This is a genomic window from Psychrobacillus sp. FSL K6-2843, from assembly GCF_038626375.1.
Taxonomy (GTDB): domain Bacteria; phylum Bacillota; class Bacilli; order Bacillales_A; family Planococcaceae; genus Psychrobacillus; species Psychrobacillus faecigallinarum.
In genome coordinates this window covers 2,874,894-2,892,402 of record NZ_CP152021.1, presented here as the reverse complement: position 1 = coordinate 2,892,402, position 17,509 = coordinate 2,874,894, and the positions used below count along the sequence as shown (strand labels likewise).

At 36.5% G+C, this 17,509-nt stretch carries 20 protein-coding genes; 10 read left to right on the top strand and 10 right to left on the bottom strand.

Annotation, left to right across the window (positions count from 1 at the left end; all coding sequences use genetic code 11):
- Positions 1 to 44: 44 nt before the first annotated feature.
- On the bottom strand, positions 45 to 716 hold the full coding sequence (locus tag MKY94_RS14660; RefSeq protein WP_342577284.1) for a DUF2225 domain-containing protein: 672 nt from the start codon (positions 714 to 716) through the stop codon (positions 45 to 47).
- 137 nt (positions 717 to 853) lie between these two features.
- Between MKY94_RS14660 and MKY94_RS14655 the strand changes: the two genes are divergently transcribed.
- From MKY94_RS14655 to MKY94_RS14630, 6 genes are all read left to right on the top strand, one after another.
- Positions 854 to 1,216: an iron-sulfur cluster assembly accessory protein gene (locus tag MKY94_RS14655; RefSeq protein WP_151113337.1), complete on the top strand. Its 363-nt coding sequence runs from the start codon at positions 854 to 856 to the stop codon at positions 1,214 to 1,216.
- Between the two features lie 464 nt (positions 1,217 to 1,680).
- The gene (locus MKY94_RS14650) at positions 1,681 to 2,892 is read left to right on the top strand and encodes an NAD(P)/FAD-dependent oxidoreductase (RefSeq protein ID WP_144538626.1); all 1,212 of its coding nucleotides are present in this window, start codon (positions 1,681 to 1,683) and stop codon (positions 2,890 to 2,892) included.
- Positions 2,893 to 2,987: 95 nt separating this feature from the next.
- The gene (locus MKY94_RS14645; protein ID WP_340844680.1) at positions 2,988 to 3,482 is read left to right on the top strand and encodes an NUDIX domain-containing protein; all 495 of its coding nucleotides are present in this window, start codon (positions 2,988 to 2,990) and stop codon (positions 3,480 to 3,482) included.
- A gap of 253 nt (positions 3,483 to 3,735) precedes the next feature.
- Positions 3,736 to 3,873 (top strand): YuiA family protein, encoded by a 138-nt coding sequence (locus MKY94_RS14640; RefSeq protein ID WP_186318169.1) that lies wholly within the window; start codon positions 3,736 to 3,738, stop codon positions 3,871 to 3,873.
- 78 nt (positions 3,874 to 3,951) lie between these two features.
- Positions 3,952 to 4,281, top strand: a complete 330-nt coding sequence (locus MKY94_RS14635) for a YuiB family protein (RefSeq protein WP_340844679.1) — start codon at positions 3,952 to 3,954, stop codon at positions 4,279 to 4,281.
- 164 nt (positions 4,282 to 4,445) lie between these two features.
- Positions 4,446 to 4,856 carry a hypothetical protein gene (locus MKY94_RS14630; protein ID WP_340844678.1) on the top strand — a complete coding sequence of 137 codons (411 nt, stop codon included), beginning with the start codon at positions 4,446 to 4,448 and terminating at the stop codon, positions 4,854 to 4,856.
- A 190-nt stretch (positions 4,857 to 5,046) separates the two neighbouring features.
- Here MKY94_RS14630 and MKY94_RS14625 read toward each other — a convergent pair whose 3' ends face one another.
- Positions 5,047 to 5,523 carry a divergent PAP2 family protein gene (locus MKY94_RS14625; RefSeq protein WP_342578690.1) on the bottom strand — a complete coding sequence of 159 codons (477 nt, stop codon included), beginning with the start codon at positions 5,521 to 5,523 and terminating at the stop codon, positions 5,047 to 5,049.
- Between the two features lie 123 nt (positions 5,524 to 5,646).
- Between MKY94_RS14625 and MKY94_RS14620 the strand changes: the two genes are divergently transcribed.
- Positions 5,647 to 7,149 (top strand): leucyl aminopeptidase, encoded by a 1,503-nt coding sequence (locus tag MKY94_RS14620; protein ID WP_340844677.1) that lies wholly within the window; start codon positions 5,647 to 5,649, stop codon positions 7,147 to 7,149.
- A gap of 59 nt (positions 7,150 to 7,208) precedes the next feature.
- Positions 7,209 to 7,457, top strand: coding sequence for a hypothetical protein (locus MKY94_RS14615; protein ID WP_340844676.1), 249 nt, complete (start codon positions 7,209 to 7,211; stop codon positions 7,455 to 7,457).
- A 584-nt stretch (positions 7,458 to 8,041) separates the two neighbouring features.
- Here the strand turns inward: MKY94_RS14615 and mnhG are convergent.
- From mnhG to MKY94_RS14580, 7 genes are read right to left on the bottom strand one after another with little or no spacing between them, the layout of a single operon-like run.
- A complete protein-coding gene (gene mnhG, locus MKY94_RS14610; RefSeq protein ID WP_144538620.1) occupies positions 8,042 to 8,413 on the bottom strand; it encodes a monovalent cation/H(+) antiporter subunit G in 372 nt (123 codons plus the stop codon).
- Positions 8,397 to 8,678: a Na(+)/H(+) antiporter subunit F1 gene (locus MKY94_RS14605; protein WP_144538619.1), complete on the bottom strand. Its 282-nt coding sequence runs from the start codon at positions 8,676 to 8,678 to the stop codon at positions 8,397 to 8,399. The genes mnhG and MKY94_RS14605 overlap by 17 nt, the downstream gene beginning before the upstream one ends.
- Positions 8,675 to 9,154, bottom strand: a complete 480-nt coding sequence (locus MKY94_RS14600) for a Na+/H+ antiporter subunit E (protein ID WP_144538618.1) — start codon at positions 9,152 to 9,154, stop codon at positions 8,675 to 8,677. The genes MKY94_RS14605 and MKY94_RS14600 overlap by 4 nt, the downstream gene beginning before the upstream one ends.
- Position 9,155: 1 nt before the next feature.
- Positions 9,156 to 10,646 carry a Na+/H+ antiporter subunit D gene (locus MKY94_RS14595; RefSeq protein WP_340863484.1) on the bottom strand — a complete coding sequence of 497 codons (1,491 nt, stop codon included), beginning with the start codon at positions 10,644 to 10,646 and terminating at the stop codon, positions 9,156 to 9,158.
- Positions 10,639 to 10,980 carry a Na(+)/H(+) antiporter subunit C gene (locus MKY94_RS14590; RefSeq protein WP_144538616.1) on the bottom strand — a complete coding sequence of 114 codons (342 nt, stop codon included), beginning with the start codon at positions 10,978 to 10,980 and terminating at the stop codon, positions 10,639 to 10,641. The genes MKY94_RS14595 and MKY94_RS14590 overlap by 8 nt, the downstream gene beginning before the upstream one ends.
- A complete protein-coding gene (locus MKY94_RS14585) occupies positions 10,980 to 11,402 on the bottom strand; it encodes a Na(+)/H(+) antiporter subunit B (RefSeq protein ID WP_144538615.1) in 423 nt (140 codons plus the stop codon). The genes MKY94_RS14590 and MKY94_RS14585 overlap by 1 nt, the downstream gene beginning before the upstream one ends.
- Entirely contained in the window at positions 11,389 to 13,821 is a 2,433-nt protein-coding gene (locus MKY94_RS14580; protein WP_342577283.1) for a Na+/H+ antiporter subunit A, read from the bottom strand. Before MKY94_RS14580 ends, MKY94_RS14585 begins: the two co-directional genes overlap by 14 nt.
- 300 nt (positions 13,822 to 14,121) lie before the next feature.
- Between MKY94_RS14580 and MKY94_RS14575 the strand changes: the two genes are divergently transcribed.
- Together MKY94_RS14575 and MKY94_RS14570 are read left to right on the top strand one after the other, a co-directional pair.
- Positions 14,122 to 14,682, top strand: coding sequence for a DUF5366 family protein (locus MKY94_RS14575; protein WP_144538613.1), 561 nt, complete (start codon positions 14,122 to 14,124; stop codon positions 14,680 to 14,682).
- Between the two features lie 134 nt (positions 14,683 to 14,816).
- Positions 14,817 to 15,404, top strand: a complete 588-nt coding sequence (locus tag MKY94_RS14570; protein WP_154310229.1) for a TetR/AcrR family transcriptional regulator — start codon at positions 14,817 to 14,819, stop codon at positions 15,402 to 15,404.
- Positions 15,405 to 15,576: 172 nt separating this feature from the next.
- Here the strand turns inward: MKY94_RS14570 and MKY94_RS14565 are convergent, their stop codons facing one another.
- Positions 15,577 to 17,436, bottom strand: coding sequence for a transglycosylase domain-containing protein (locus tag MKY94_RS14565; RefSeq protein ID WP_342577282.1), 1,860 nt, complete (start codon positions 17,434 to 17,436; stop codon positions 15,577 to 15,579).
- Positions 17,437 to 17,509: the final 73 nt, after the last annotated feature.

The window sequence follows — 17,509 nt, the reverse complement described above, 5'->3', positions numbered from 1 at the left end:
TACCAACACATATAAAAAAGAAGCCTGAATGAGGCTTCTTTTTTTCACCCTCGCATTTCCTGCCAACGCTCTTTTGCCATTTCAATTAGCTTGGGTTCTATAGAGGTACTTTGTTTTTCGATTACTTTGGAAAAATAACGCGTTGCTAATTCTCGGTCACCTATTCTTCTAGAAAGCTCTGCTATCATATATATAATTCGTGTCTCGGACATTTGAGTTCCATTGTAATCTTCGCTAGAATAGGAGTCTGAGTAACGATCTCTGGCTATTTCTAGAAATCTATTTTCATCTTCTTTGTTTTCCATCATGCGGTAGAGCCAAGCAGTACGAAGTGCTAAGCCAGCAATAGAGACAAATTTTTCTTTTTTTAACGTTCCACACAGTATACCTAATTTATATGTAGTGATCCCGTCTTGTGTCGATCGGACGTCGCCATAGGAACGTGGTGTCCAATTAGTCGATATTTTCTCTTTAACGATTTCTTTAAGTCCAGGTGCAAAATACTTGGTGAAGTCATCGGTAAAAGAAAAGCCACAATGCTCACAGACAAATACATTATATAATAACGGGTTGATATCTTTATTTTGATATATTGGTTGAAAGTCTGTTTCATGAGATTCGACATTTATAAATTTTGAACGTATCTTGGTTGATTTAAATTTGTTTTTACAGTGTAAGCATTCGATATCTTTTTGGTAATATGGAGGTATTTCCATTTTATCTTCTCCTTATTCTCGTTCTTGGTTTTATTATACTGTAAAAATATTTCGAAAGCGAGGTAACTTAAGTAGTTTTCCTTGTATAGATTGTGATTAAATTGATATTATATAAATAAGGAAGGAATGTGATTCAGATGACAGAAGTAGTTAATTTGTCTGAAGCGGCAGCTTACCGCGTCAAAGAGATGATGGTTCACAACGAGGAAGAAGGTTCACTTCTCCGTGTATCTGTTAACGGTGGCGGATGTAGCGGTCTTTCTTACGGTATGGGATTTGAAAAAGAGAAAAATGAAGACGATATAGTTTTACATCAGCATGATTTAGAAATAATTATATCTAGTGAAGATGCTTCTATTCTCCAAGGTACAGTCATCGATTACAAAGAATCGTTGATGGGTGGAGGCTTTACCATCGATAACCCTAATGCAATTGCATCCTGTGGCTGTGGTTCATCATTTAGAACTGCTAAAAAAGAAGGCACACCGGAAAGCTGCTAAATATTCGAAAGAACATTTTCTTACTTAAGAAAATGTTCTTTTTTAAAGGATAAGAAAGTAAATTACGTTTGGAAGTCAATGAGGATCTAACTGGTTGCTCTCGCTTTCCCCCATTTGCTTGTTGGGACAGAACTAGGCGCTTGCGCTTTTCTTGTTGTCTAGCTCCAGCGCCTTGCCCCTCGAGGTCAAATGGGAAAAAGCTGCGGTGGCTGAAGAACTGCCTCCTCGCTTTCCCCCATTTGCTTGTCGGGACAGATCTAGGCGCTTGCGCTTTTCTCATGGGCTAATTGTCTGTATATTCCCACCTTTGCAATGTTGTTAAATAGTGTTGAAATCCTATTCTAAAAGGTCTAAAATAGGATGTAGTGAAAAATTTGTCGGAAAAATGACAAAGTCCATTTCTAATTGTGAATTATTCGTATCATTAGATTCATAAAAAATATAAAAAGGTGGTTGCGATCTTCGTGAAAAGACCAACAATTCTAGTATTAGGTGCAGGTTATGGTGGATTATCTACTGTAGTGAACCTTCAAAAATTAGTAGGTACCGATGAAGCAGATATTATTTTAGTAAATAAAAATGACTATCACTACGAGTCTACTTGGTTACATGAGGCTTCAGCTGGAACTTTACGTCCAGACCAAGTGCGTTATGATATTCAAGGTGTTATAAATAAAAGCAAGGTACAATTTGTAAAAGCAACTGTCGAAGGCATTGATGTTAATACTAAGAAGGTAGCAACAAGTGCTGGAGAATACACATATGATTATTTAGTAATCGGTTTAGGCTTTGAAGGTGAAACATTTGGAATCACTGGTTTAGATAAATATGCACTATCAATTGCAAATGTAAATGCTGCTCGTCAAATCCGTGATCATATCGAATACCAATTTGCTACATGGTCTACAGAAGAAAACAGAGACGATGCTCGTTTAACTATTGTAGTAGGAGGAGCTGGCTTCTCTGGTATTGAATTTTTAGGTGAATTAGGTAATCGTATTCCTGAGCTTTGTGAAGAATACGATGTACCAAAAGAAAAAGTACGCGTTGTCTGCGTAGAAGCTGCTCCTATGGTATTACCTGGTTTTGATCCTGAGCTAGTTGAATATGCTGTTCGTCAATTAGAAGCAAAAGGAATCGAGTTCTCTATAGGTACACCAGTAGTAGAAGCTACTCCTGAAGGCGTTAAAATTAAAAAAGGCGAAGAAGAATTTGAATTCATCAAAGCTGGTACTGTAGTATGGGCTGCTGGAGTTCGTGGAAACCGCTTAATCGAAACTTCTGGTATCGAAAATATGCGTGCTCGCGTTAAAGTTGAAAAAGATATGCGTGCACCTGGATTCCCAGACGTATTCATCGTTGGTGATTGTGCTCTAATGATTAATGAAGAAACAAATCGTCCATACCCACCTACTGCTCAAATTGCTATGCAACAAGCTGTAACAGTTGCTAAAAATATCGTAGCCCTAATGAAAGGCGAAAATACAAAGGAATTTGTTCCTGAACTAAAAGGAACAGTTTGTTCTCTTGGTGAGCATGATGCAATTGGAGATGTAATGGGTAGAAAACTTACTGGTACTAAAGCATCCATCATGAAAAAGGTTATTGATAACCGTGCTCTTTTCATGATCGGTGGAGTTCCATTAGTGCTTAAAAAAGGTAAATTTAAATTATAAAAGAAAAACAATACATGGCTCCCACTGTAACTCTCAGTGGGAGCTTTTTTAAAGTATAAAAGGTAAGTATGCTTTTGTTAAAGGAGATGGATTATTTGTCGAAGGATAAACGAGGAAATGTCTGGTTGGGAGCTGCAGGATTAGTTTTAAACAACAAGGGTGAATGGCTAGTTGTTAAAAAACGATATGGTGGCTTAGAAGGAAGATGGTCTTTACCTGCAGGCTTTGTAAATGGTGATGAAACAATTGAACAGGCTGCCGTACGTGAAGTTAAGGAAGAAACTGCGGTAGATTGTACAGTTAAAAATATGATCGGTTTTAGAAGTGGGGTCTTACAGGGAAAAATCAGTGATAATATGGCCATTTTTCTTCTTAAACCAATTGAAGAGGAACCGATTATTCAAGTGCAGCTTTCTGAGCTATATGAGGCCAAATGGATACTTCCAAGTGATTTACTGAAAGATGAGAACGCTTCTGTAATGCTGCATGAATTAGCAGCTGCGTCTTTAGAAATTGGCTTTCCAACTATCGAAGGGATAAATCCTGGAGACATATTTGGGTATACTAGCTATAAATTATTCATAAAATAATCCGAACATAAATAGACTAAATTCATGTCATTAAAAATTCAACTGTGACTAGCTCTACTAATAGTGGTTAGCTTATAGAACTTCGATAAAAAGTCTTATGAAACAAAGCACATTTTTCATAAGACAGTCTATTTTTCTTTACTTAAGCACTTTTAAAACACGTATCAAATATATTTTGTTTTTTATTTACAAATATATTAATCCGTGATATATTATCTGAATATTAAAATAAATATTCAAGGAGGCGTATTATATGATTAAATTTAAAACAGAAACTGCAAAGTCTTGTCCTTATTGTAAAGGTGAAGGATATTTCCAACTTAGACTTGGTGGATCAGAAACGTGTGGCTGCTGTAATGGCTCTGGAAAAAGTAATAAGAAGATTATTTGACAAAAATGTGAAAAGAAACAAGTACATTGAATCCACGCCTCCGTTAAGGTAAACTATTTAGAGATACTACGGAGGTATATGAATATGAATTTTACAATTACACAGATGATTCTTTCAGTACTAATTTTTCTAGTTATGTTTTTTGGAATCGCCTTCTTATTAAATATGTTACTAAGAATGTCCTGGTTTGTGGCTATTTTATATCCACTAATTGTGGTATTTATCATTGATGAGGTAGGGTTCTTTGATTATTTCACTAACCCGGGTTCTTCATTCTCTGCTCTAGGAGATAAGTTTGTTTCTTTGCATATGGCAGATATCGTAATTTTAACAAGTGGTTTTGTAGGAGCAATTATTGCGGGGATCGTTATTAAAATGCTTCGGAAAAGTGGATATCAAATGTTCTAAAAAGGGATGGCCTTATAGCCATCTTTTTTTTATTGGTAAGAAAAAGCATATGCATAATTCCGAAGTACATATATAGCCTCAAGGTAACTATATAGAAAGGTATGGGAAAAAGAAACGAATATTATGTATCAATCGACTAATGTATTAGAAAAGGAGGGGTGGTATTGAAAAAGTGTGTGATTATAACAGTAATGATGCTAGGGAATCTATTGTTATGGGGATGCTCGGATGAATCAAGCAACAGTTCAATAGACCAAAACACTACAACAGAAGTAACCATTGGTAATCCTACTGCACAAGAAATTCTGGAAATTGATTCAAAAGCTGATATTTTTCAGTGGGATAGTATAATCTATAGTACGAATATTGAGTGGGTTAACGAACTTGTCTTAACAGAAGGTGATTTAGTAGGGAAAATTGAGTATAACACTTCTAATCCAATGGATTTTAAAGATTCTACAGCAAATATTCTGCCCATTGGTACTGAAATATTTAAAGCTAAAGAACGTAATGATGTACTTATTACTAAGTATAATGATGAATTAAAATACTATTATCACTTAGTTGAAGGATAAACAACAAATAGAGTCCAATTAGGAAAAAACAAGAAGCGCATTCGATTTAAGGCGAATACGCTTCTAGAGATAATAAAATACTAAACAAGTTTAACAGTACCTGTTATTTAGAGAATAATGCACAGTAGTTGTGGGCAAGAGGAATGTATATTTAAACTACATTTGATTTAACTCTTAATTTGTAAAAAAGCTATAAAATCACGGTGTAAATAATGATAGATATCATAATCCCAGTTAGGGCACCCATAAATACCTCTATTGGTTTATGACCAAGCAACGTTTTTAATTCTTCTAGCTTTTCTTCACTTTTCTTTTGTCCCCAACCTTTTGTCTGATTCACAAATGCCTGAAAATCTACACGCATTTGATTGATAATAATGGCTTGCTGGCCAGCCTGGAATCTGACACCAGTTGCATCGAACATCACTATAACTGCAAATACAGTAGCAACTGCAAAGAGAGGTGAGTCTAAACCTGTCTCAAAAGCAATAGCTGTGCAAAGAGAAGTTACAGCCGCAGAGTGGGAACTAGGCATTCCACCAGTAGAAGTAAATAACTTCCAATCAACCTTTTTGGTGACCAAAAAATGAATAGGTATTTTCACGAACTGAGCAAAGAAAATAGAAAATAGAGCAGCTAGTAATGGAGTATTTTGGAGGATTGTCAGAGTAGACACAGCCTTTCAAGGAAAACTTTAGTTACTACTAGTATAACATATTACTACTATTCGAAAAATCAAACTTGTTGCTATATAATGATAATGTATCCAAATTATCTAGGGGGAAAAATAATGATTATAAATACTAATGAAGTATTATTCGAAGAAGTGCAATCAGAAACACTAGTGGTGGGCATTCCAAAGCATCCTGAAAACACAGAGAAGTGGGATGCATTGTTAAATGCTTTTGGAGACCACATCCTAGAATGGGTAAAAAGCGGAGACATTTCATCAGATTTAAAAAAACTAGTAAAAGTACCAGTTGCTAATCAGGAAACTGTAAAAAGAATTCTTTTTGTCGGGCTTGGTGACCGCAAAAAGTTAACTCAAGAGAACATTCGTGAGGCATTTGGCTTAGTAGGCAAAGAACTTCTTTCGAGTAAGCCAGAGTCTTTAGCAGTTTGGATACCATCATTTACATCAGAAGCAGCTACAGAAGCCGATGTAGCGTATTTAGCAGCCGAAGGAATTGGAATGGGTGCATTCGTTTATGAAGGCTACAAAACATCCTCTAATGTCCCTGATTACTATTTACCTGCCATCGAGCTATTAACTGACACTGATCCGGACGAAGCTGCTACTTATTTTGAGGTAGGAAGTATTTATGCAGATGCAGTAAATGAAGCAAGAATTTTAGTAAACACACCAGGAAACGTATTAACTTCTACACAGCTAGGTGAGTATGCAAGAGAGCTTGGAGAAACATATGGCTTTGAAACAGAAATTTTAGGTAAGAAAGAAATAGAAGAACTTGGGATGGGAGCATTACTTGCAGTAAATCAAGGATCTGTTGAAGAACCGCGATTAATCGCTTTGAAATATCAGGCAACAGAAAACTGGGATGATGTAGTGGCACTTGTTGGTAAAGGAATTACTTTTGATACAGGTGGTTACTCTCTCAAAACGAAGGCAGGTATCGTTGGGATGAAGGGCGATATGGGAGGTGCTGCAGCAGTATTAGGAGCAATGCAAATTATTGGAGAGCTTCGTCCAAATAAAAATGTTATTGCAGTTATACCTTCCACAGACAATATGATTTCTGGTAATGCCTTCAAGCCTGATGACGTCATCACTTCGATGAGTGGAAAAACAATTGAAATTTTAAACACGGATGCAGAAGGCCGTCTTGTTCTAGCAGATGCGGTTACTTATGCAAAACAACAAGGAGCTAACTATATCGTAGACGTTGCTACTTTAACAGGTGGCGTTATTACAGCTCTTGGATATGACAAGACAGGTGCACTTACAAATGACGAGGAGTTTTTTGAAACCTTTATGGAATCCTCTTTAGAAACTGGCGAGTTTGTATGGAGATTGCCTTTAACAGAAAACGATAAAAAACGTATCCGCAAGAGTGATGTGGCTGACTTGAATAATTCTCCTGGAGGAGATGGTCATATGATATTTGGAGGCGGTTTTGTTGGAGAGTTCGTGGAGGAAACACCATGGATTCACTTAGACATAGCTGGAACATCTGACTCTAAATCTGCCTATGATTTTGGACCAAAAGGTGGTACCGGTGTAATGGTACGAACATTGGCTACTCTTATCGAAAGAATGGCTGAAGAAGAGTAGGGTATACGCACAGGACACTTATCCCATATAGCATACACTGTGTTGAAAGGAGGAACATTATGCCTAGATATCAACGCGGTGGTTATGGAGGTAGAGGTCCGGTTGGCCCAGGAGGCTATGGAGGCTATGGTGGATTTGGTGGAGGTTTCGGTGGTTTTGGAGCGCCATTATTAGGAGGCTTTGTAGGAGGTCTTTTAGGTTCTTCCATTGTTGGCTTTGGTGCCAGACAACCTTATCCTTATCAGCCATATCCATACCAACCGTATCCTTACTACAACAATTTTACACCGTATTACCCGTACTACTAAAAAAGAGCTATTGCCATTCCTTGATATATCAGGGAAGGTAATAGCTTTTTTAAAATTTGGTTCTGTTAAATTTTGATATTGATTTTCCTTCTGAAGAATATCGAATGCAATTTTTTTGGCATTCCCCGTTTGATTTATTCACCGATATTGTATTAATTATCTTATAAGTAAATCTATATATATTTGGCTGTCTAAAACATAATATCCATTCAGCATTTATAATTTCTTTTTCATTGAGTTCTATTTTTACAGCTTTGTTATCTAGCACTTCATTATAAATTTTCGTTATTAATTCAATGGTAAATATCTCTTGATTTTTATATTCGTCAAAATGACTGCTTCTTTTGTAATTTAGAATTTTCACTTTGCGATTATTAATTTTATATTGAGATGTTTACCTAATTTTTTATTTGACCTAATCGTACTTCATTCCTTTCATTGTAAGTGAAGAAAACTACCATTACTTTTGAAAAACGCAATCCTGTCTAATGTGTCAGTTATTTTAAACACGAATGATATTTGATGTTAGTGTTTACAACAAAAAAGTGTAGACAAAGTGATAAAACACTCTGCCTACACACTCATCAAACTTTGACTTTCATGTTCTTTCTTTTTTCTTCCACTACCTCTTCTAAATCATCTCGAACTGTGAGGTCGCAACATTCCACGCCAGAGTAATAGGCAGCTCTTCCCATCATATGTCCACCTACAGGTCCAGTGATGAAAAGAAACAGAATACCAAGCAAAATACGAGAATTAAACGTCCCCTCGATTAACCAAAAGTGAAGAAACACACCTATTAAAATGCTCATAACCCCAAGTGTAGCACTCTTGGAAGCTGCATGTGCTCTTGTATAGACATCTGGTAGTCGGAACAAGCCTATTGCAGTAACCAAGATAAAAATAGTTCCAAAGGAAATAGTACCTACGATAAATATATTAGCTATTACGGTCACGTTGAATGATTTCTCCCTTCTCCGTGAATTTAGAAAACGCTACTGTTCCTATAAAGGAAAGAACAGCTAACAATAGAATGACCTCTAAGAAGAATGGAGTGTCAAACAGAATTGATATTAGACCAATTAAAGAGATTAGACCCACTCCAATTGCATCCAAGGCTATTACGCGATCGGGAGTAGTCGGACCCTTTACAAGTCGGTATAAGAAGCCTAGTAAAGCGGCGCTTATTAACACGACAATCACCCATAAAAAAGTTATCATGATCTACTCACCTCCAAAATTGCTTTCTCAAAAGTATCGCGTATGGAGTTAACCGCTTCGTCAATATTGCTAAACTCAATAGAATGAATATATAACGTTTTATTGTCATCCGAAACATCAATAACTACCGTACCAGGTGTTAACGTTATAAGGCTGGATAACAACGTTATTTCCCAGTCTTCGGTTAAAACTGTTTCCAAGGCAAATATGGCAGGACGGATGGGCATTTCAGGCTTTACGATTAACTTTAATACCGAGAAGTTAGAAAGTATTAGCTCCTTTAAAAATAAGACAGCCAATTTTATAACCGCCCACACTCGATCCATATAAAACCGTGATTTAAAGGATTTTCTTAGTATGAAAAGCATAAGTAAGCCTAGCAGATATCCCACGATGAAGGTAGTAGGCTTAAAGGATACCGATAAAAACATCCAGGTCAGGGCAATGAAAACATTTAACAAAATTTGAAACGCCATATTATTTCACCCCTTCAAATACAGCATCGACGTAAATAGAAGGATCTAGCAACAAATCAGAAGCATCCGTCATAAATGGGACTAAGAATTCCGCTCCAACACCATAGAATACTGTTATGGCTACCAAAACGATAGTAGGTGTTAACAGTCGTCGATATGATTTAGGTCCTAAAAGAGTAGATTCACCTTTTGGCTCACCCCAGAAAGCATAGATGAAAATTCGAATTGCCGAAAGTAGGACAATTAGACTCGAAGCTAATATAAAAACACTCTGCCAGAGTAATTCACCTTCAAAGCCCCCTTGTACGATTAGCATTTTACCGATGAAGCCACTTAAGGGTGGAATACCAGCTAATCCAAATGCTGCAATCAAATAACTCCAGGCTAAAACAGGATACTTTTTCATCAGACCTCCCATTTTACGTAAATCGGAGGTGCCTGTAATTTTAATGACAATACCGATAAGTAAGAACAATGCTCCCTTTATCAAAATATCATGAATCAAATAAAATACAGAACCCATCATTCCATTTTCATTCATTACAGAAGCACCGAATAATATAACTCCTACTGCAATGACGATGTTATAAATAATAATTTGTTTTAAATCAAAGTAAGCCAGTGCGCCAATACACCCAACGACGATGGTAATTATCGCGAGAATCATAAGCAACTCATGCGTGAAACCTACATCTGTCGTAAAGAATAACGTGTATGTACGCATAATCGCATACACTCCAACTTTAGTGAGAAGTGCACCGAACAGGGCTAGTATTGGAACTGGGGGTGCTGCATAGGAACCTGGTAACCAGAAGAAGAGGGGAAAGATACCACCCTTAATACCAAAAACAATTAAAAACAACACAGCAATTACAGTTACAATTCCTACCTCACCAAGCTCGGCCAATTTAACTGAGATATCAGCCATATTTAATGTTCCAACTACTGAATACAAGTATCCTACTGTAATTACAAATAGGGATGAAGAGACAATATTGACTATTATGTATTTAATAGATTCTTTTAATTGTATTCTTTCTCCACCTAAAACAATCAATACATAGGAAGACATTAATAATACTTCAAAAAATACAAATAAGTTAAATATATCTCCCGTTGTAAAAGCACCATTGACTCCAGTTAACATAAATAGAATAGCTGGATAGTAAAATGATTTTTCTCTAGCTTCATCCATATAAGAAAAGCTATACCATACAACAAATAGAGCAATGATTAGAGATGAAGTTACTAGTAACGCTGAGAACATATCTGAAACCATTGTGATTCCAAATGGAGGTGCCCAGCTCCCGAGTGTAAGGGTTTGTACACCATCTATCTTTACTTTGTACAGCAATGTAAAGGCAGATGCTAGTGCTAACAACAATCCAATAATAGTAACTATTCGCTGTGCTTTTAATTTCTTGGGAAATAATAAAAGAACCGCAGCGAATAAGAAAGGGATGAGGACTGGGAATAATAATAAGTTAATCATTGTCTTCAGTTCCTTTCATAAGTTCCATATTATCTGTACCGACTTCTTTATAGGTACGATAGGCAAGTACAAGTGAAAATGCCGTTACGCCAAAGCTAATAACGATGGCGGTTAAAATTAGAGCCTGTGGTAGTGGATCGACATAATCTGTCACTCCGTCAGCTAATACGGGAGCAGATTTTCCCCCAAGTCCACCCATGGTTAGTAGGAGCAAATGTGTCCCATGACTCAGTAAGCCCGTTCCAATAATAATCCTAAGCAAGCTGCGAGAGAGGATTAAATAGACTGCAGCCATAAATAGAAAGCCGATTAAAATGGACATCATAATTTCCATTATTCATCTCCTCCTATCATTTGAATAATTGTCATTGTTACTCCCACTACAACAAGATATACGCCGGTATCAAAAAACATTGCAGTATGGATAGACGTTTTCCCTAACAAGGGAAGATTGAAATAATCATATACGTGGGTAAAGAAAGGAACATTAAAAAAGATAGACCCGGCTGCAGTTGCTAAAGATATTATAAGCCCGATTGCTGTTACAACCGTATAGTTTATAGGTAGCATATCTTGTACTGTTTTTAAATCGAATGCAAGTAAAAGAAGGACGATTGCACTTGACATTAATAGGCCACCAACAAATCCTCCTCCTGGTGTATAATGACCTGCGAAAAAAATATGAATGGAGAATAGAAAGATGATGAAAAAGACTACTTTCGTTGTCGTTTGAATAATTAAATCATTTGTTTTCAACTTTTCTATCTCCTTTCTTTTTAGCAAGTCGTAGTGTGATCATTCCTATGATGCCTAGAGAAGCAATAGTTAGTACACTGATTTCAAATAAAGTATCAAATCCCCGATAATCAACTAAGATAACGTTTACAATATTTCCACCGCCAGCTTCTGTGTATACAGTATCTTTATAGTATTGAGAGATAGATGTTACTAATTTTTGAGAGTGGGAGGAAATAGCTATTAATGTAACCATCACTCCAACACCTAGTGCAATGATAAAGTTAGTTAAACGGAATTTACGGTCTTCCTTGCCTTTTTCGTGCTTATTTAGTTTTGGCAGGTGATAAAAAGCTCCAAGGAATAGAGCAACCGAAACTGTTTCTATTACTAACTGAGTTAAAGCTAGATCAGGCGCTTTAAAAATGATGTAGAACAAAGCCACAGTATATCCTACAGCTCCTAAAGCAATGATTGCTGTAAGGCGGGATTTTGTAACTAGGATCGTAATCGTCCCAATAATAACAATGAGTGATAAAAGTATTTCAAAGAACTTGATAGGTGCTAAATTATCAAAGTCTATTACAAAGGCATCCTTAACCCACATGGTGCTAGCAAGCAGGAAGATAATAGCTGAGAACATGTAGATTAAGTAAGAACGAATAGAACCCTTCATGTAAAGAGAAGAAACGCTATTAGCTCCACCTTCTGAAAGCATCATTAACCAATCATAAATACCGTTCAATGAAACTTTAGCTGGCATCTTCTCATAACCTACACTCCATTTTGGCAATGTTTTAAATAGAAGATAGCCGACTAGGAAAATTCCTAACGTCATATATAGAGCGGGCGAATCAAATCCATGCCATGCTTTTATCTTGACTCCTATCTCAGAAGGAAGTGCATAGGCTCCTGGATGAATAGCAGCTACTGCCGGCTTTATAAAAGTACTACCAAAAACATTTGGTATAAAGAAAATAACTATGACTAATGTTGCTAATATACCTGGTGAAACGAGCATTCCAATTGGAGCTTCATGTGCTTTTTTAGGAAGCAGCTCGGGTTTGTGCTTTCCTCGGAATGTATGTAAGACAAAGTACAAGCTATATACAAATGTAAATACGCTTGCAATCCATGCAACTACTGGTATTAAAATCCACCAAGTATCCATTGCATAGAGGTTAAAATGCTGTAAGGAAAGTGTGGCTTCTAAAAACATTTCTTTGCTCAAAAAGCCATTGAATAGCGGTACGCCAGCCATCGATAAACTGCCGATCATTGCGATTGTAAAGCTAATAGGCATTAAACTCATTAACCCACCGAGCTTGCGGATATCTCGTGTACCAGTTTCATGATCAACTATCCCAGCAATCATAAACAAACTACCTTTAAAGGTTGCATGGTTTAGGAGATGGAATATTGCCGCAAAAGTTGCAATTGTATATGTTGACACTAAATCGCCTGTAACATGATAGGCGATAGAACCAATTCCAAGCAGTGACATGATCAAACCAAGCTGGCTGACCGTTGAAAAGGCTAAAATTGCTTTCAAATCTGTTTGTTTTACTGCGAAGAAAGATCCCCAGAACAAAGTGAGAATACCGACTCCTGTTACTAGCCACACCCAGACCTCGGATAATGCAAAGATTGGTGTAAATCTTGCGACTAAATATAGTCCTGCTTTAACCATAGTTGCTGAATGTAAATATGCGCTAACAGGTGTTGGAGCTTCCATCGCATCGGGTAGCCAAATGTAGAAGGGAAACTGAGCAGATTTTGTAAAGGCCCCTAGGAGTACCAACACTAACGCCCATATGAACAAGTCGTGCTCTGCAATAGAGGATGCTTGTGCGATTAACTCACGAATGGAGAAGCTTTCCCCCATAATTCCTAATAATAAGAATCCACCAAGCATCATTAAGCCACCAAAGACGGTAATCATCATTGACTTCAATGCACCAAAACGCGAACGATCTCGCGTATACCAGTAACCAATGAGCAAGAATGATGAAATGGAAGTTAACTCCCAAAAGAAATACAGTCCGATTAAGTGGTCAGATTGTACAACTCCCAACATGGCAGTCATAAAAATTAATAAGTATACGTAAAAGTTACCTAGCTTTTCTTTATCCTTATCTAAATAGAAGATAGAGTAAAGAACGACTAGAGATCCTATCCCGGTTATTAATAACGAAAAAAGTAAGCTAAGGCCATCTATGTACGAGACGAGTGAAATATCAAGTGATGGAATCCAAGGCATTTCGTTAATAAAAGTTTCTCCATCCATTACCGATGGGATATACATTGCATAAAAGATTACCAAAAGAACAGGGGCAATCAAGACAATCCATCCAGTATGGATACTTTTTGCTCTTTTATACAAAAAAGGTATAAAAACAGCTAAAATAATAGGCAAGAATATTGCAAAAACCATGGACATAGGGATCCTCCTTCCGACAATATATTTAAGTATATAATAAAATTATACCCCAAATAATATGTGTTTGCATGGCTTATCACTTCCTTCCTATATATAAGTAAATGCATTTTTAATCAAATAAAGGGGTGCTTAAATTTGTCCTCCAAAAAGTAAAAGTTAGGCTTATTTATGCCAAGATTTATAAATCAATTATTAGTAACTAGCCTTAAAAGTTAAATCTATATGATAGACTCTTGTAAAAGGCCAATTTACTCCGATATGAACTATAGAATCAAATTTATCAAGATTAGAGGAACGATCATGAAAAACCCTTATGTATTTGGCTTTTTGCCATTGATAACCATTATTTTATTTAGCTTGAGCTTTTCCACGTATACAATGTTTAAAGCAATCGATCTGTTTAAAGTCATTGGCGTGTATAGCGGGATGAAAGAGTTTCTTTCTGATTTTGAGATAAGATTATTTGTGCTAATTATTTTTGCCCTTATTTATTTCATGCTCTTTTCTGCGTTAAAATTGATTGCAGAAACTATTCACGAATTAGGGATGCTATTCTTTTCTAAGGATTTTGAAGGAAAAACAATGGCACTAGCGCGCGGTGGGTATGTCATTTTTTTTGCAGGTGCTATCATTTCAGCAGTAGGCTTCCAATCAATTAAAATTCTTCTTCTTATATTTTTAGCTACTGCTTTTATTTATTTTATTTATGTTGTATTCAAACTAAGCAACTCTATGTCCATGATAGGAACATTAGGACTAATCATGTTTGAAATTATCGTATGGAGCTTATTCTTAGCTTTAGTCATATATGTAGTCATCAAGCTGTATAACGGAATTATCGCGAGTCTGCCTTTCCTATAGCCTATTAACTCACAGGAGATTACAAGATGTGCAAGCTATAGACAGTCATTTAGCTAGTAGAAGCTTAATATTAGCTTTCGGGGTGCAGTATATTAGAGAAATACTAGAAAATATATGAGAGGGGTGAATGGAAGGTGGGAAACGTTTTTGATGAGATGAATTCTCGTACAAAGAAGAAAATTCAAGATGTATTTCTCAAGTTACTTAAAGAGAAAGAATTTGTGAAAATATCGATTAAAGACATAACAGTTAATGCTTCCATTAACCGTGGAACCTTCTATCTACATTATCTCGATAAATATGATTTATTAGAAAAAGTCGAGATTGAGCTTCTTGATGGGCTTCGAGTACATATTGCGAATATTAATAAAAAAGACAGCCTGGAGAAGGAACAACTATTAGAGGTCGCTGGTTTTTCTATGGAGGTATTTAGATACATTGAAATGTACAAAGAACAATTTATTGTTCTATTATCTAAAAACAATACGTCGGGCTTTCATCTTCGCTTAAAAAGCTTCTTTATCGAACAGTTTGAAGATAACTATTACGCTACTGATTTATCCTCCATAGATTCTTCTATTCCAACAGATTATCTTTCGGCGTTTGCTTCATCATCCATTTTAGGACTGGTTGAGCATTGGCTCTCTCAAAACGAACGTGAAACGCCTGAAGAACTTGCACATTTATATAGGAAAATATTGAAGTTTATCAAAATGATCTGACTAGCCAGGGACAACAAAACTCCCTTAGAGAATTCAGGGCTTTGTTTTTCGTAAACTATTTCCTAGCCGTTGTACGGAGCGAAGGCGATGAATTCAAAAATAACACGCAAAAAGTGAAATTGCATGTAGCAATTTTTCTTTTTACGTGTTACGAAACTACTTAAATCCCAGCTCAATCTGTTTTCATAATTTGATTGAAAATACGATGATGGATTTTGTTAGACTCTATAGATTTCATGTTTTTAGGTTTATCGTATCCAATCCATACTGCAGAGGTATAAGTGTCTGTAAGGCCGGCTAGCCAATAATCATAATATTCATTTGTAGTGCCTGTCTTAGCTCCCACGTACGAAGAGTTAATATGAATTCCTTTTCCAGTCCCGTTTGTGACCACCTGTTGAAGTAAACCTCTCATCGTTTGGGCTGTCTTATACGACCAAGCTTCTTGAAAATCCTCATCCCATCGATACAGAACATTTCCTTGCTTGTCTTCAACTTTTCTTATTGAATGCACTGGTTTATATGTTCCGTTGATGAAGCTTGTATAAGCATCTGCCATTTCTGCAATCGTAACGCCATGAGTTAATCCTCCTAGTGCGGCAGAATACGTATAATCCTCTTTTTGTATATATTCAAATTGAAAAGGAGATAACCTTGCAAAAGCATTTTCAATACCGACCTTATCCAATAATCTTACAGCAGGGGTATTATGGCTTAAACGAAATGCGTCTTGAATCGTCACATCTCCATATACTGCTCCTCCGTAATTTTGTGGGCAATAGGATCCAATACATAACTTACCTGCATTAATAGAGTTGGCAGGAGCATAAGTAGTTGTCTCAAATAATGGAGCGTATACTAGCAAGGGCTTAAAGGCAGAGCCAGGTTGTCGAACTGCCTGATAGGCGCGATGAAAATCCATTTTCCTATAATCCTTACCTCCATATACACTTACAATTTCTCTAGATTCATTGTTAATCACTACAGACGCAGCTTGTAATTCTGGAGTTTTGCTTAAAAGGCTATTAATGTAACGTTCATCATAATCTTGTTTAGATTGATCCAAAGCTGTAGAGATTGTTATCCCTCCAGCGATTACTTCATTGACACGGGTTTTTAATTCACTTTCTAGGAATTGCTTTTGCTGTTCATTTTGTGAGTTAGCGATTCTTTCTTTAAATCCCTCGTTGTGTGCTATAAGGTTTTCAAGCTCATGTAAAACAAACGTACTATAGGCAGGGTATAGTTGTTTTTTTAACTTCGTCGAAAGAACAATTGATTCCTTCTTTATTTTTTCTCCATTCTCGGCAGTGAGCCGTCCATTTTTGACCATGACATCTATTAGAAGCTCTTGTCTCTTTTTAGTAGCTTCAAAGTTAGTGAGTGGATTGTAAATGGTTGGATTATTCGGGATAGCACTGATAAAGGCAAGTTCTGATTCCCTCAATTCTTCTATTGGGCGGCCGAAGTAGAAGGTGGCAGCTGCCCCAATTCCATATACCTGGTTGCTGAAGTAAATCTCATTTAAATAATTAGTTAGTATTTCTTCTTTAGTAGTTTGCTTTTCCATTTCATGTGCATATAGCAACTCTGTTAGCTTTCTTTCATATGTTTTTTCAGTAGACAAGTAGCGTAGGCGGACTAGCTGCTGAGTGATGGTGCTAGCCCCTTGTTCTCTTTCCTGAGAAGAAGCATTTGCAAAAACTGCTCGGAAGATTGCGGTAAAATTAAAGCCAATATGATTATAAAATTCTACATCCTCACTCTGTATAAATAGCTCCTGAACAAATAGAGGAATAGTTTCTAACTCTATCGGTTCTCTCCATTCCACATAGTCCTCAGAAAATATTTCACCTTGTTTATCTAAGAGGACAACTGGAGAAGTTATTGTAGGGTTAGAAAGCTGAATAGAATGTTCTAAGTCATCATTAAAAGAAGCAGCTGAAAGCACCTCAGTATGGATAAAGGAATATAAAATCCAAAGGAGAGGAAAGCATAATAATATGATAATAAATCCAGTACCTTGTCGCATAATTTGCACTCCAGTTCAAGTTATCTCCATAAAAGAATAGCACATATTTCGCTGGAAAAGTGTGCTAATTTTT